Below are 12,757 nucleotides of genomic sequence, written 5' to 3' on the forward strand. Positions count from 1 at the left end.
TTTCGCCAAAATCCGATAAAATAATTATTGTACCTTAATTCGGGGCATTAGCTCAGCTGGGAGAGCGCTACGCTGGCAGCGTAGAGGTCAGCGGTTCGATCCCGCTATGCTCCATACTATAAACTCTTAGAACCCCAATGGTTCTAGGAGTTTTTTTATGTCTAAAAAAATCAAAATTTATCCTACTGATGTAAAACTGATGTAAATTCAAAAATTATTTAAATTATCTTTACCTTTATAAGTAAGATAGGTACGTAATTTCCCATCTTCTAAAACAACCTTACGATCGTAATCCTTTAGAGGGTTATCACCATCTTCTTCTACCTTTTCTTTATAAACCCAAGCACCAGCATTATTAAGTATTTCAGATAACCCCTCAGGTACTGGAATTTCAAAACCATCTAATGAAATTCCAGTAACAATTAATTCTTGTTTTATTTTCAAGCAAATCCCCCCTTTAACTTACATATCCCAAAAATCCTCATAACTCACTTTATATCCAGCCTCATTAAGAGCATTAATAAGTCGAATACCATTTTTCATATTTGGTGCATGCTCTTCTGGAAGACAAAGCCTGCTGATCGTACTATTGCTAACTCCACTCTGATTAGAGAGCTCCTTTTGTGATATTGAATTAACATCCATGAATTTACCGAACCTCGAACGTGGTTTACCTAAGCCTTTTTCTATCATGCCTTCCCCTCCATGACGAAGTATTTCTATAAGCCCGTCTAAAATTCCTACATGTAATATTTTTTTTATTTATAGGAAACATGGACAACCAGTTCCACATAGGCTTTATCAAGGTACCTAATTTGGTAGTTAGCAGCTGCCAGCCAAAGTATTTACCAAGTTATCTATCAAGGTAAGCTTATCAAGGTAATGAATGGATACAGGTTGATATAACAAGAAAGAAAAGAAGTGTTAAGAAGGAGCCGGGAGGCGAGTGGATAGGGGGAGAGGCGAGAGGGGGAAAATAACTTTTTTTCGAACAAAAAAGCCTTGTAGAGAGGAAGAAAACAACATGACACACCTAATACCTGGACGATGGTCTAAGAACCGAGGTAATACCCTTTAAAGCCTTTATGAATAAAGAGAAAATCAAGAAGAAATCGATTCCTAAAAGGAGCGTCCCCGTTCTGTCCCTTATTCCCCTTAATCCTGCCGCAATGATTGACCCTATATTTATAGGAATAGCTGCAGGAATCCTCTTAATTGCCCTAATTGAAAAAGCATTAGCTGACACAGGGAATGTTTCAATAGCCGCCTTTCTATCTGCTTTCCTTCGTATATTGTTTCCTATAGCCGGTGCTGCTGCCATTTGGTTTTTGGTGAATGATTTAAAATTCTTATTTTGAGGTGGAAAATATGAAGATGTGGTTAGCAAAACAACAAGCAAAAGCCTCCTTAATGAAAGCCTTTCGAAACGGTGAAGTAGGAAATCATTATTCTTACAGTTCTAACTCTGGACTTGTCTATCCAAAAATCCACGCTGTAGATATTCAGAAAACGAAACTTACTTATGTATTCACAATCCCAACTGGTATGGATCCCAAGGAAATCAAGAAAAAAGAGTTTTGTTTTAAACAAGTATTTGGGGAACGCATTGAACTGAAAGGCGATAATAAGAAATTCACCCTTACGGTGTTTGCGGCTGTTCTTCAACCTAAGTTGGAATACAACTATAAAGAGATAGAAGCCTTTACTAAAGAAGCAGGGTATCATATGCCAATCGTGGCTGGTAAAGATGCCAGTGGCGCCATTCAAGTTTATGATGCGACAAATAACCCTAATCTCCTGATTTATGGCGAACCAGGGAGCGGTAAGAGTTCTATCCTGCACGTTATCTTAACAACCCTGATACAGTTTTACTCACCTTCTGAGTTACATCTCCACCTGGCCGACTTTAAACAAAATGAATTATGTGTATACGAAGGAGTTGACCACGTAAAAAGCGTCAGTTATCAAGTGAAGAATTTCGCTCCTATTCTGGGGACACTGAAAGCTGAATTAATCAAACGAGGGGAATTACTAAAAAACAATCGTGTAAGGCACGTTAACAAGCTTCCTAAAGACAAAAAACCACCCTATATCGTACTTTGTGTAGATGAGTTTGTAATGATTACCGATAATGACATTATGTCTGATTTGCTTCAAATAGCATCACTGGGCAGAGCTTACGGAATTTACCTCATATTATCGATGCAACGTCCCTCACACAAAATTCTAAGTACCGATGTTCGTGGCCTTTTATCAGTTAGAATGGGATTCCGAACTGTGGATCTCCGAAATGCTATGATCGGGGAAACGCCCGGTAGTGAAAAGATAAAAAAAGAACAACCTGGTAAGTTTTTATTAAAACTTGATGAACTAACAGAGATTCAAGCCCCTTATTTAGACGAGAATAATGTTGAGAAGATTTTGGAGGCGTATCAGTCGGCAGATGATTTGCCCTCTTTTGGGACCACAGAACAGCCTCAACCGAAAAAAGACGATGTATTCGGGGTGTTAGACTGATGAGAAAACGTGATAAAAATATACTGGCTGATTTAGACCGTTTCCGGTGCATGACACGCAATGATATTATCGACCTTCACTTTTCCGGATTAAAGAACCCCGTCACATGCTGTAATACTGTTATGAAAAGGTTAAGAAGGGATGGACATATAGAAGTGAATGCTGCCCAACAACCTTACACCTATTTTTCTTCACCAACTCCTATAAAGAAAGATTCTGCTAAGATTCCCCACTTTTTGAAAATCGTTGAGTTTTACAAATCTCTATTAAACATTGAGCCTCCACAAGATTTCATTGTTGAACCTAAATACGGAAAAGGATACATGGAGCCGGATACTTTCATGATTTGGAAGCGTGCTCCGTTCTTTGTGGAAATTCAACGTTCTATCTATTCCGAAAAGATTATGAATGAAAAGTTTAACCGCTATGTCTCTTATTACATGAGTAATGAATGGCAGCATGAACATTGGCAACCAGAAGGTAAAAAGGTGTTTCCTAAAATCATTTTGATTACCGATACCAGATACACTTTACCGCAGCATTCAGCCGTTCAATTCTTTCAAGTTCAGAATATTAAGCATTTCCTTTCCTTTGCCTTCAGAACTCAGGATATAAAAAAAACTCCTCCAAAAACAGAAGGGATAAAAGTTTCGATCGGATAGATATACAGGGTGCTGAATTCCAGCGCCCTTATAGATAAAAAAATAAACAGGAATTTTCTATTGGAAAGTGGAATAGTTATTTGAGGTGAAGTTTGTAGAATTCAATTAAAGGTCATTTTAGCAGAGAAAATTTCATTTTATTAAAAGTAGAAATCAGCAGAGCTGCGATAAGTGGATTATAAACAATAGATCGTTACCTTCATTCCCGGAGACATTTTGTACATCAGAAGAATTGGGGATGGATATAAAGGCGAATTGGATAAAAAAATGAAATGAAGGTTGTGCAATAAATGAAAAGATTTATGATTTTATTCGTGTTATTATTATCTGCCTGCAGTTCAAGTGAACCTGTAGAAGAGAAAAAGGATGTAGAACAAGAGGTGGAAGTTGAGGTTGAACCAGAGGATGAACAAGTGGATATAACGGAAGAAGATGAGTTTACTGAAGAAGAAGATCTCTTAGAAGAAGAATTATCTGAATTAGAAGAAGAACTATCAGAAGATGATGTTTATGAAGAAGAAATTGAAACTGAATCTGATTATGAGTTTTATGAAGAGTCCGAAGATGAATCAGAATCAGACGTAACCATTGAAACAGATCCATATGAAGATGACTCGGTTGGTGGGACTGATCGAGATACAGATAATGATGGTAGTTGGGATTATCATAATGGTGGTACCGACCGTGATGAAGATAATGATGGTTCATGGGATTATGATAAAGGCGGCATTGATAGGGATTTAGATAATGATTCTACATGGGACTATAACCAAGGTGGGATCGACAGGGATTTGGATAACGACAGCTCTTGGGATTATAATCTAGGAGGTACAGACCGGGATACCGATGGAGATGGAACGTGGGACTATGACAAAGGTGGTACAGATAGAGATTTAGACAATGATGGAACGTGGGATAGGTAATGAGGTGGAAGATTGAACATTAACATCAAGCTTTACTTACATTCAAAAGGAACAAATTTTTTACAAAGTGGAAGCTTCCTTGTCTTAAAGTCAGACTTTAAAAAGGACCCTGACTGGACGGCAGCTATTGCGGCTTACGAATGGATTCAGCAGATTAAAATTAAGTTTGCTGCCAGTGATATTTCAGGATAGATGAAGTAATTTATAACGAGGATAATGATATTACGGAGTTAGTTCGGATGATTAACCCTTCATCCTAAGGCAAACTAACTTTTTCAATATTTTAAAAAACTAATTGATAAGTTACACATATAATGTAATAATTTATTTGTTTCTTAAATAACAATAACTTATTATTGTTATTTAATCGGCAGGAATTTAGGCCCTATATGTCGAAAAAATAGTTAAGGGAGGGGATTTTAATGTTACATCCAAATCAGGTAGCTAAATACTTTATTTTTAAAAGTATCCCCGGCACAAATGAAAACATCACTAACTTAAAATTACAGAAACTTCTTTATTTTGCACAAGGTCATTTCCTTGCAAAACACGGTCTTGGTAATCCTTTGTTTGAAGAAGAAATAAAGGCTTGGGCACATGGACCTGTAGTACCTGAAATCTATAGACTGTATAGTGATTATAAATTTATGGAGATAAACAAGAGTGGTACTGAAAACATGGATGCTGAAATTGAAGAAAACTATAAAAAAGTTTTAGATGCTGTTTGGGAAACGTATAAGTCATATAATGGGAAAGAGTTAGAGAAAAAAACTCATGAAGAAGGTCCTTGGAAGGATATTCGCGGTGACTTGCCTCCATTTATATCAACTAATATAACAATACCAAAAAAAGATATTTATAATCATTTTAACACTGTGACGGTCTAACGGCCGTTATTTTTATTGGAAAGGAGTTGCAATTTGCTTTTTTCATTAATTTCTTTTATCAGTGCTTTAATATCTTTTACTTCTGAAAATGCAGCCTTATTAAAAGATCACCTACCTACCGGTTTAAAAATCCTAGTTCCGCTTAGTTTGACCTTGTATTTATTTGCATATAAGGAAAGAAAAGATATTACATATTCATACTTACGTTCAAAAAAGAATAATAAAAAAACCACATTTTTTATTATTTTAACTATTTTAATTTCTGTACTTTTGTATATTGATCATTTTATTAACATTAATTCGTTTATATTTGATTCCATATTAATAGTTTCTACTCTGCTATGGGTTTTTATTCTCATTAAAATATATTTAGAAATATTTAATTCAATTAATATTTTTTACGTATTTGATGTTCATTTAAATCACTTAACTGAAGCTAATAAAAAACTTGTACTACTACTACAAATTCAGAAACAAACAAACGACCTTTTTTCTAATGGAATAATGCAAAATTCCAAATTAGCCATGAAAATATGGAAATTCTATAATAAGCTACAAAATCGCAAGTTAATTTCTCAACTTAACACAGTTGATAATTGCATGCAAATTACATCTCAAATACTAATATCCAAAATAAAATATAACCTACCGAAAGATTTTTCTACTAGCTTAAAGTTGTTAATTGATCAGTTGGATACATTTATAAAAAATACAACAAGATCCAATTTTGAATATATAACAGGACTCAATTTAGAAAAGTACTCTGAGATTTATCACAGTATACTTAGAAACATAGAGTTATTAGCTGAATATACTGCAAAAAACGGAAAAACCCAAGATTTAGAAAAAATAATAACTTTTTTCAAAAGTGCAACTGTCGGTCCCTACGAGTTTACAGAAAATTTTTATAAAGTATATCTAAAAACAAATATAATTAATTATGATGATTTAAATACCTCATTGAAAGATACACAATATTATTATATACAATCTGTAAAGTCATTAACTAATATTCTTAGTGATAGCAATTATTGGGATGATGTAGCTTTATTACGAAGTTTAAATGATTTATCTGAGGAAGCTAATGTTAACTCTACTGGATCTTTTTCTAGTGAAGAAGTATTCACATTATATACGACGTTTTTATTTGAAGCCATTAACAAAAATGATATTAGGTTATTAACAGATATTGTTAACTTAATGTTCGTTCATAAGAGTACAGATATAGCATCAATGATAAGATTATATCTCCTATGCTCAATAAAGGCTGTCGAGCTTGGGCATTATAAATGCGCCGGCCACTTAATAAAAATGATTGTTAAAAATACTGATGAATATACGTTAAAAAATGCTATAGATGATATTTATTCAAAACTATATCCAAAAAAATCTTTTAGTGGACATGAGTTTATTGATTTTTGTTCAATCCTTGACGAAAGGATGGTCAATGACTTTATGTTAAGTATTCCATTTAGTTCTGTCTCATTCAATTATTGTTTCTCTAAACTTATTTTTATTTTTACTTTGCAAATAAGGTTCATTATAAAACCTCAAATTCTTTTGTTACAATATGATGACTATGATTTTGAAGAAAGTAAAGCATATATTGAAGATAAGATTATAGACCTTCACAAGGAATATGGTTTAGTTGTATTAAAAAAAGAAAATTTAAAAAAGAAATTTGAAAATAAAGAAACAATTTGAATGATTCTTTACTATCATAAAAATCGAAATCCAGTTTTCTCCTAAAAAGCCCATTTCACTAAGAGAAGGGCTTTTTTTAATCCTCTACACTCACACTAAGTAAAATCTTATTATTTTATATAATTTTACTTGTATATTCAAAACGAGTACATCATACAATAAGAAAACAGCGATAACGCATTATGCGTCAATAACAAAAACCGAAGTGTGTCTCACCACACCTCGGCAAAAGGGTATTGCCTCTTGATTAGATTACTTTAAGAATAAGATGCAGAGTGTTAGCACAAGATTTGCTGTACTAAAAAAAATCATGAAAGAAAGTTCTATTATCCTTATTAAATCCAAGTGATCACCACCTTTTCAAGAGGTTAATCTCTAAGAATGTATGCCTGGTCTCTACGGCATTGTGGAGACCAGAATAAATTCTTCTCTAATAGTATTTTAAAGAGCATTCAAAATTATTCTGTTGAAGAAGATAACCCATCAAAAATTTGAATAGAGGATAAAAAAAGGAGCCAAAAATATCATCGGCTCCTTTTTGGCATTTACATTCTTTGATATAACCATGCTTCAACTTCCTTTTGGCTAGGCAGTTGCGTCTGGTAATAGGAAGTATCCACGGTTGTTTTTTCAAACTGATACTGATATTCACCTTTTTTCTTTCTTTTTTTTATAATGTAAAGAGTACAATCTGACGATACATAGTTAGGATTCACATATGAAAGGGTACCGTGTACAAGTTGGACTGTTTTTGATATCGTTTTAAAATCCATTTTTCCGTGCGGATTTCCCAGACCAAAAACGTGACCGCTTATATATTCCTTAAAACCATACGGATTTAGCATAGAAAAATTATCAGGTAAGTTTTCGAATGAGTTTGGAGTTTCCTTGCCTATCATCATTACATATTGTGAGGATGTACCATCCCGATTAAACCCCACTAAATTACCTCCAATACTATCCTGTTCTAAAATAGATTTAAAATAGTAATCACTTTCAGTTAATTCCTGTACCACTTCCCAAATGACTTGACGGCATTTGTTTATATCATCATTAGGTTGTAATTTGTCTGCTACCCTATCAAGAATTAATTCGTGTCCTTGTTCCGTCCCACCCATTCCATATAGCACTTTATTCGTTAATTTCTTCACCTTGCTTTTTGTTTCATCAAGCTTACTAAAGTGGGTATCGATTTCCTCACCCGTTTCCATATCGTAATAAACCAGTTGATATGAGCTGTCGCAACTTACTATGACATAGTTATCGAATCGGACTCCAGTTATTAAAGTCATACAGATATCACTCCACTTCCGAAGAAAGGATCTTCCCAAGAAGAACATTCCTCTATAGATAAATTGGTTAAATGCGTTGAACTTCTAGTCAGTGTCAGAGAGCCCTGATACCTACCTAAAGTTCCAATCCCCTTGCCCAATGCCCCTGTCACGGCACTGACACCATTCACTACAGCTCCCAATCCAATAGCTACTGGTCCAGCCGCCAATGCTATGGCTCCTATAGTTATGACTGCATTTTTCCCTGCTGGTGAAAGACTCTCCATCCATTCAGTAAATTCTTTAATATGTTCGGATGCACCTTCTAACCCAGGTTGAATCTTATCTAACAGAATATTTCCTAGAGGCATAAGTGAAGCACCTAAATTACGTAATTCCTTGATAGCACGGTCACTAAAATTATCTTGTAAAGCTTCTCCAGCCTTTTTTGTAGCTCCTTCTACATTTCCTAGCATATCCACTGTTGGGTTAAGAGCACCAATGACATTCTTCTGTACATCTTCCCATTGAGTTCCAAACAAGGCCACCCCAGCTTGTTGTTGTTCTAGGGGGTCTTCCACAGATGATAAGGCCGCCACTGTAGCCATAAAAGCCTTTTCAGCTGAATCTCCACCTTCGGCAAACTTTTTGCCCATTTCATCAGCATTTAATCCTATAGTCGAAAATCCTGCTGCAGTAGTCTTAGAACCATCAACTGCACGAACGGAAAACTCTTTTACAGCATCTCCGACTTTATCAAGATTCCAGGCCCCATTTTGAGCACCTTGAATGAGGATGTTGAACATTCCGCCAATATCCATACCTGCTGTCTTAAACTGAACTGAATACTCACTAATGGTATCTAAAAGCTCTTCAGAATAATCTCCGCCTTTTTGAGAAGCAACAGTAATGTAATCCATTGCTTTTGCGGCGTCTACACCAAAGTTATCAATTAAGGACTTAGCTGCCCTTGTAGATTCAGGAATGTCATAGCCAAACGTGTCACGCAATATAAAGGCTTGGCGAGTCACAGCTTCTAATTCTTTTCCTGTAATTGTTTGAAGGTTTTTCTTAACATCAATAATTCCTTGGGATGCTTCCTCCATGTTTTCACCAAATCCAGTTTCCCAGATATTTTTAGCGGCACCATTCATTTTCTTAGCTTCATCAGCTGTTAATCCTAATGAGGCTTGCATTTTCCCTTGGGATTTTTGAAAGTCACTGGCTGATTTAATAGCAAGACTGCCAAGTACCGAGAGTGGAACAGTAACCCCCAATGATATTGATTTCCCAACACCTAGCAAATTGTCACCTATACTAGTCAATCTTGTACCTGTTTCATCTAACCTTTTGCTCATTCTGCCCCAACTGGATTCTGCAAATCGTTGTTCATCTGTTAGCTTTTTTAATTCATCTCGAACACTACCTACATAACGTTCTAAGTTATTTAGTGCAGCTGCTTCATTGTTATAGCTTTTGGCTGCATCGTCTGCCTCTTTAGAGCCCAAACCGTGATCCTTGACCATCTTTTCATAACTTGTTTTGGCTTTATCTGTAATAGCCTTTTGGACTTCCAATTTCTTATTTAGACCATGTAAACGAGTTTCATATTTTTCTAAAGACTTATCAGCACGATCAAATGCAGAAAGATTAGCTTTCATTTCGCTATTAACTAATTTTAATTTTCCTTTCAAATCAGTTAATCCGCTATCAAGTTTTAACGTATCCAAACCGAGCCCTATAGATAATCCTTCAATTTTCTCCATGTTTTCACTCCTCAATCAGTTGCTTGCTCTTTAATGGGGTGGGCTTATTGAATAACAATGAAACCCACTTCATTATTAGGAGCCTTAAACTTCTTTTTCTTACCGTTTATGTTTAATTTGATGACGAGTTTTTTCAAGAATCTCCCTCCTTACTATCCTTTAATGTCATCAAACTTCATTGATGCCCATTAAATCAGGAATATCATCAAAAGTTAATTTTATTGGCTGTTCAATTTCCACACGTTCACCGATGATAATTTCGAAATCTGTTCCTTCCGTTAAAGCTACCGCATGAATTATTTTATCAGTGTCAAAATGTTTGAATCCATCAATTCCCTGTTTTGCTAATGTCTTAAGCGCTCCTTGTTTCACTAAAGAAATTCGTACTCCTTCAGTTTCCTTTGGATCATCATAATGAAATGTATATCTTCCAGATAATTTTTTCATATTTTCCTCATTAAAAAATTTCATATGTTCGTTTCTGAATGATAAATAGTAGCTGGTGGTTTGTTTATAGAAATGTCTTGCCAATAGCACTTTCGCTAAATCTGATTTTGCTTTCACACTAAATGGATAATAAAACAATGGTGTACGGTTTTCTGCTTTTGCTATTTCAAATTCATAATGGCTCATTATTTATTTCCTCCTAAGATTCTTTTAAAAAGTGATGGTTTTGGTAACCCACTCGATATTGTGGGTTCTGTTGCTATTTTTTTTAATGCTTTGAATAATTCCTCACCTTTTTCACGTGCGCTTTTCGAATTTCTCTCTCCTGCCGAAAAAGATAAATAACTCACGCTTCTAAATGGGCTATGGATACGGGGATCTTTTGTAATTTTTTCATCAAGCAAAATATCAACCTTCGTACCAATTAACTTACGAACTTCTAAATTTTCGATATTGGTCAGAACATTCATCAATGGATTTTCTAACCCGTCTAGAATTTGAAGAAGCAGCTCCTTTTGTTTAGCTATCTCTATATCAATTTGTTCTTCTTCATGTACACGATTAAACGCTATTCTATTTTGATGTTCTTCTGGAATAGCTGGAATGGAATTATTACCAAATTTAATTTCATATTCAAGGTTTTTTATCGTGTTTTGGAGTTTCTCATAACTCTCGCGCGTTGCGGCTTTTTCTAACGATTCTTTAGCAATCTCTAACTTATATTTCGCTGGTAATGTACGGCGTAATTCTTCTTCACGATCCTTCACAATTTGAATAACCTTTTCTGATTCAATAAAATACTGATTTACATCGATTAAATTCGTGTTTTCCATTTGTTAAAACCTCCATTTTTAGTTACATATTCAAAAAAGCTCTTATAATTGGACTATTTTTAATGTTTTTTTGACCTTTTATTGCATTATTTACATCGTTTTCTAACCTAAAAGCTTCTTCATCATTGACTTTTCTTGCCTAACCCCCCCTATATACGCGAGAAATTAAACAAAAATTTAGACAGTTGGGCCCCCTCCCCGGTCCCCGGGTTGAAAAAAATTGGTGAAACTTTTTAGGGGGGCGGTGTATTTTACTCTCCACATCGGCCTTGCCGGTCCCAATGGACCATACAATCAACTCCTTAAAAGGCTCCTTCATCTTGAAGGAATGCACTGTGTTTAATTCCAGTGTTTATATTCAAATAGATTGCTAACTTAAGCATGGCCCTGTCTCTATACACCCCGTATGTCCTTGAACTTATAGATGGATTCATACGATGCGTATACATCTCTATATCTGTTATGTAATCACTCTCGTTGTTTAGATATCGCTCCATAATCAAATGCTTTTCTCGAGCCGGCAGCCGACTAACAGCTTGGTCTATCCCTTCACAGAAAGACCTCATATATGGTTGCTGATCAATATATCCCTTGGAACCAATCAGTAATTGATAAAGCCTATAGCTCTCAAACACTTGCTCAAGAGCTTTCCGGATCTCCTTCTTTTCTGTAGCAGATAACTCCACTGCCTTCATATCATCCCAAGTGCATAAGCAATGGAGATAACAGCTGATTTCTTTTTCTGGTAATAGATTGTTTTTTCCAGGTACATATTCATGTACACCTGAACATCTGTAGGAATAGATGACTGGAGATATTTAAGCTCAATGATTTCACGTTCCACAGCATCTAATCCGTCTGTCAAAGCCCTATCAATCTGTTTAACTTTTAAATCATCCTTAATGTAATTCTCACGAAGAGAAGGAAATAACCGGCCTACTCCAGCTGCTTCACATTCTCGCTTGTTATGCAGCCTTACCTTCAATGCACGGTAAAGTTTTAATTGCTCCTTTACCATCCTTTGTAGGGTCTTATATTCGGCGCCATTCAGGATCTTCATTTCAACAAAAGATAAAGTTTCCTGTTTCATACAATCCCACCTTCGTGATATAATTCAGGTGGATAAAAAACTTATTTATGCATTTAATTTTTCAATGCCTTCACTATTCTCAGTAGTGGAGGTATTTTTCATCATATCAACGATTTTATCCATTCCCTCGTATGTGATCATTCCGGCACCTTTCGCCTTCCCAGCCAAATACACGAGCATGATTGCCCACGATAGTTCGCCATTTTCTTGTGACATTTCCTCATCAAAAATTCGTTTGTAAATCTCCCTTTCAGCCAAATTTGGCACTCTCAGACTCCCTACAAGTTCACGGAAATGCTCATAATTATCGATTGGTTTTTTTGGTTTTTTCATATTAATTTTTCCTCCCTTGTTTAAGTTGGTTATTTTCAATAATGATTTTCTTCCCTTTATATTTGACCTTTTTTAAGTAATAACCGGTTTTATTAAATGGACTATCTTCATTTGTGCAATGAGCAACCACATGTCCTTCTTCTCTACCATGAAGATGGAATTCTACACAATAAGGGCACCAAACTGCTAAATACCCCGCATTACCTCGTTCAATTCCTAAAAGAACTGGTGCATCATATTTTTTAGGCATCTGTTTCACCCCTCATTAGAATGTGTTGATGAAAAAGTGAAAAAATGAATTAGATTCCGGAAACTTTCTCCTTT

Annotated in this window: 17 protein-coding genes and 1 tRNA gene; 8 read left to right on the forward strand and 10 right to left on the reverse strand. The window is 35.2% G+C overall.

The genetic code is table 11. The features are described 5' to 3' along the window. Positions 1-41 precede the first annotated feature (41 nt). Positions 42-114: transfer RNA gene (locus ABC374_RS22570), tRNA-Ala, on the forward strand. Positions 115-207: 93 nt separating this feature from the next. Here the strand turns inward: ABC374_RS22570 and ABC374_RS22575 are convergent. Together ABC374_RS22575 and ABC374_RS22580 are read right to left on the reverse strand one after the other, a co-directional pair. After that, complete coding sequence (locus ABC374_RS22575; protein WP_413019823.1) at positions 208-444, reverse strand: hypothetical protein; 237 nt, start codon at positions 442-444, stop codon at positions 208-210. A gap of 18 nt (positions 445-462) precedes the next feature. After that, the gene (locus ABC374_RS22580) at positions 463-693 is read right to left on the reverse strand and encodes a helix-turn-helix domain-containing protein (RefSeq protein ID WP_413019824.1); all 231 of its coding nucleotides are present in this window, start codon (positions 691-693) and stop codon (positions 463-465) included. 392 nt (positions 694-1,085) lie between these two features. Between ABC374_RS22580 and ABC374_RS22585 the strand changes: the two genes are divergently transcribed. The 7 genes from ABC374_RS22585 to ABC374_RS22615 all read left to right on the forward strand — a co-directional run bounded on the left by ABC374_RS22585 (position 1,086) and on the right by ABC374_RS22615 (position 6,693). Next, entirely contained in the window at positions 1,086-1,358 is a 273-nt protein-coding gene (locus ABC374_RS22585; RefSeq protein ID WP_413019825.1) for a hypothetical protein, read from the forward strand. 10 nt (positions 1,359-1,368) lie between these two features. Next, a complete protein-coding gene (locus ABC374_RS22590) occupies positions 1,369-2,517 on the forward strand; it encodes an FtsK/SpoIIIE domain-containing protein (RefSeq protein ID WP_413019826.1) in 1,149 nt (382 codons plus the stop codon). After that, a complete protein-coding gene (locus ABC374_RS22595; protein ID WP_413019827.1) occupies positions 2,517-3,179 on the forward strand; it encodes a replication-relaxation family protein in 663 nt (220 codons plus the stop codon). Before ABC374_RS22590 ends, ABC374_RS22595 begins: the two co-directional genes overlap by 1 nt. A gap of 290 nt (positions 3,180-3,469) precedes the next feature. Beyond that, positions 3,470-4,102 (forward strand): hypothetical protein, encoded by a 633-nt coding sequence (locus tag ABC374_RS22600; protein WP_413019828.1) that lies wholly within the window; start codon positions 3,470-3,472, stop codon positions 4,100-4,102. Between the two features lie 12 nt (positions 4,103-4,114). Next, positions 4,115-4,294 carry a hypothetical protein gene (locus ABC374_RS22605; protein WP_413019829.1) on the forward strand — a complete coding sequence of 60 codons (180 nt, stop codon included), beginning with the start codon at positions 4,115-4,117 and terminating at the stop codon, positions 4,292-4,294. A gap of 230 nt (positions 4,295-4,524) precedes the next feature. Beyond that, positions 4,525-4,989 carry a Panacea domain-containing protein gene (locus tag ABC374_RS22610; RefSeq protein ID WP_413019830.1) on the forward strand — a complete coding sequence of 155 codons (465 nt, stop codon included), beginning with the start codon at positions 4,525-4,527 and terminating at the stop codon, positions 4,987-4,989. A gap of 33 nt (positions 4,990-5,022) precedes the next feature. Further along, positions 5,023-6,693 (forward strand): hypothetical protein, encoded by a 1,671-nt coding sequence (locus tag ABC374_RS22615; RefSeq protein WP_413019831.1) that lies wholly within the window; start codon positions 5,023-5,025, stop codon positions 6,691-6,693. Positions 6,694-7,238: 545 nt separating this feature from the next. Here ABC374_RS22615 and ABC374_RS22620 read toward each other — a convergent pair. The 8 genes from ABC374_RS22620 to ABC374_RS22655 form a co-directional block, all read right to left on the reverse strand. After that, positions 7,239-7,985 (reverse strand): hypothetical protein, encoded by a 747-nt coding sequence (locus tag ABC374_RS22620; RefSeq protein ID WP_413019832.1) that lies wholly within the window; start codon positions 7,983-7,985, stop codon positions 7,239-7,241. Further along, positions 7,982-9,730: a phage tail tape measure protein gene (locus tag ABC374_RS22625; protein ID WP_413019833.1), complete on the reverse strand. Its 1,749-nt coding sequence runs from the start codon at positions 9,728-9,730 to the stop codon at positions 7,982-7,984. The genes ABC374_RS22620 and ABC374_RS22625 overlap by 4 nt, the downstream gene beginning before the upstream one ends. A 168-nt stretch (positions 9,731-9,898) precedes the next feature. Then, positions 9,899-10,363: a hypothetical protein gene (locus ABC374_RS22630; RefSeq protein ID WP_413019834.1), complete on the reverse strand. Its 465-nt coding sequence runs from the start codon at positions 10,361-10,363 to the stop codon at positions 9,899-9,901. Further along, positions 10,363-11,010, reverse strand: coding sequence for a hypothetical protein (locus ABC374_RS22635; protein WP_413019835.1), 648 nt, complete (start codon positions 11,008-11,010; stop codon positions 10,363-10,365). The genes ABC374_RS22630 and ABC374_RS22635 overlap by 1 nt, the downstream gene beginning before the upstream one ends. Positions 11,011-11,312: 302 nt before the next feature. After that, positions 11,313-11,705, reverse strand: coding sequence for a hypothetical protein (locus ABC374_RS22640; RefSeq protein WP_413019836.1), 393 nt, complete (start codon positions 11,703-11,705; stop codon positions 11,313-11,315). Beyond that, a complete protein-coding gene (locus tag ABC374_RS22645; RefSeq protein ID WP_413019837.1) occupies positions 11,702-12,100 on the reverse strand; it encodes an ArpU family phage packaging/lysis transcriptional regulator in 399 nt (132 codons plus the stop codon). The genes ABC374_RS22640 and ABC374_RS22645 overlap by 4 nt, the downstream gene beginning before the upstream one ends. 45 nt (positions 12,101-12,145) lie before the next feature. Next, on the reverse strand, positions 12,146-12,433 hold the full coding sequence (locus ABC374_RS22650; protein ID WP_413019838.1) for a hypothetical protein: 288 nt from the start codon (positions 12,431-12,433) through the stop codon (positions 12,146-12,148). Between the two features lies 1 nt (position 12,434). After that, a complete protein-coding gene (locus tag ABC374_RS22655; protein ID WP_413019839.1) occupies positions 12,435-12,683 on the reverse strand; it encodes a hypothetical protein in 249 nt (82 codons plus the stop codon). Between the last annotated feature and the right edge of the window lie 74 nt (positions 12,684-12,757).

Source organism: Peribacillus phoenicis, from assembly GCF_047238085.1.
Lineage (GTDB): Bacteria > Bacillota > Bacilli > Bacillales > DSM-1321 > Peribacillus.

Coding starts and splice junctions, on each gene's coding strand:
- ABC374_RS22580 (WP_413019824.1), bottom strand. CDS start 693: ATGATAGAAAAAGGCTTAGGTAAACCACGTTCGAGGTTCGGTAAATTC.
- ABC374_RS22585 (WP_413019825.1), top strand. CDS start 1,086: ATGAATAAAGAGAAAATCAAGAAGAAATCGATTCCTAAAAGGAGCGTC.
- ABC374_RS22590 (WP_413019826.1), top strand. CDS start 1,369: ATGAAGATGTGGTTAGCAAAACAACAAGCAAAAGCCTCCTTAATGAAA.
- ABC374_RS22595 (WP_413019827.1), top strand. CDS start 2,517: ATGAGAAAACGTGATAAAAATATACTGGCTGATTTAGACCGTTTCCGG.
- ABC374_RS22600 (WP_413019828.1), top strand. CDS start 3,470: ATGAAAAGATTTATGATTTTATTCGTGTTATTATTATCTGCCTGCAGT.
- ABC374_RS22610 (WP_413019830.1), top strand. CDS start 4,525: ATGTTACATCCAAATCAGGTAGCTAAATACTTTATTTTTAAAAGTATC.
- ABC374_RS22620 (WP_413019832.1), bottom strand. CDS start 7,985: ATGACTTTAATAACTGGAGTCCGATTCGATAACTATGTCATAGTAAGT.
- ABC374_RS22625 (WP_413019833.1), bottom strand. CDS start 9,730: ATGGAGAAAATTGAAGGATTATCTATAGGGCTCGGTTTGGATACGTTA.
- ABC374_RS22630 (WP_413019834.1), bottom strand. CDS start 10,363: ATGAGCCATTATGAATTTGAAATAGCAAAAGCAGAAAACCGTACACCA.
- ABC374_RS22635 (WP_413019835.1), bottom strand. CDS start 11,010: ATGGAAAACACGAATTTAATCGATGTAAATCAGTATTTTATTGAATCA.
- ABC374_RS22640 (WP_413019836.1), bottom strand. CDS start 11,705: ATGAAGGCAGTGGAGTTATCTGCTACAGAAAAGAAGGAGATCCGGAAA.
- ABC374_RS22645 (WP_413019837.1), bottom strand. CDS start 12,100: ATGAAACAGGAAACTTTATCTTTTGTTGAAATGAAGATCCTGAATGGC.
- ABC374_RS22650 (WP_413019838.1), bottom strand. CDS start 12,433: ATGAAAAAACCAAAAAAACCAATCGATAATTATGAGCATTTCCGTGAA.
- ABC374_RS22655 (WP_413019839.1), bottom strand. CDS start 12,683: ATGCCTAAAAAATATGATGCACCAGTTCTTTTAGGAATTGAACGAGGT.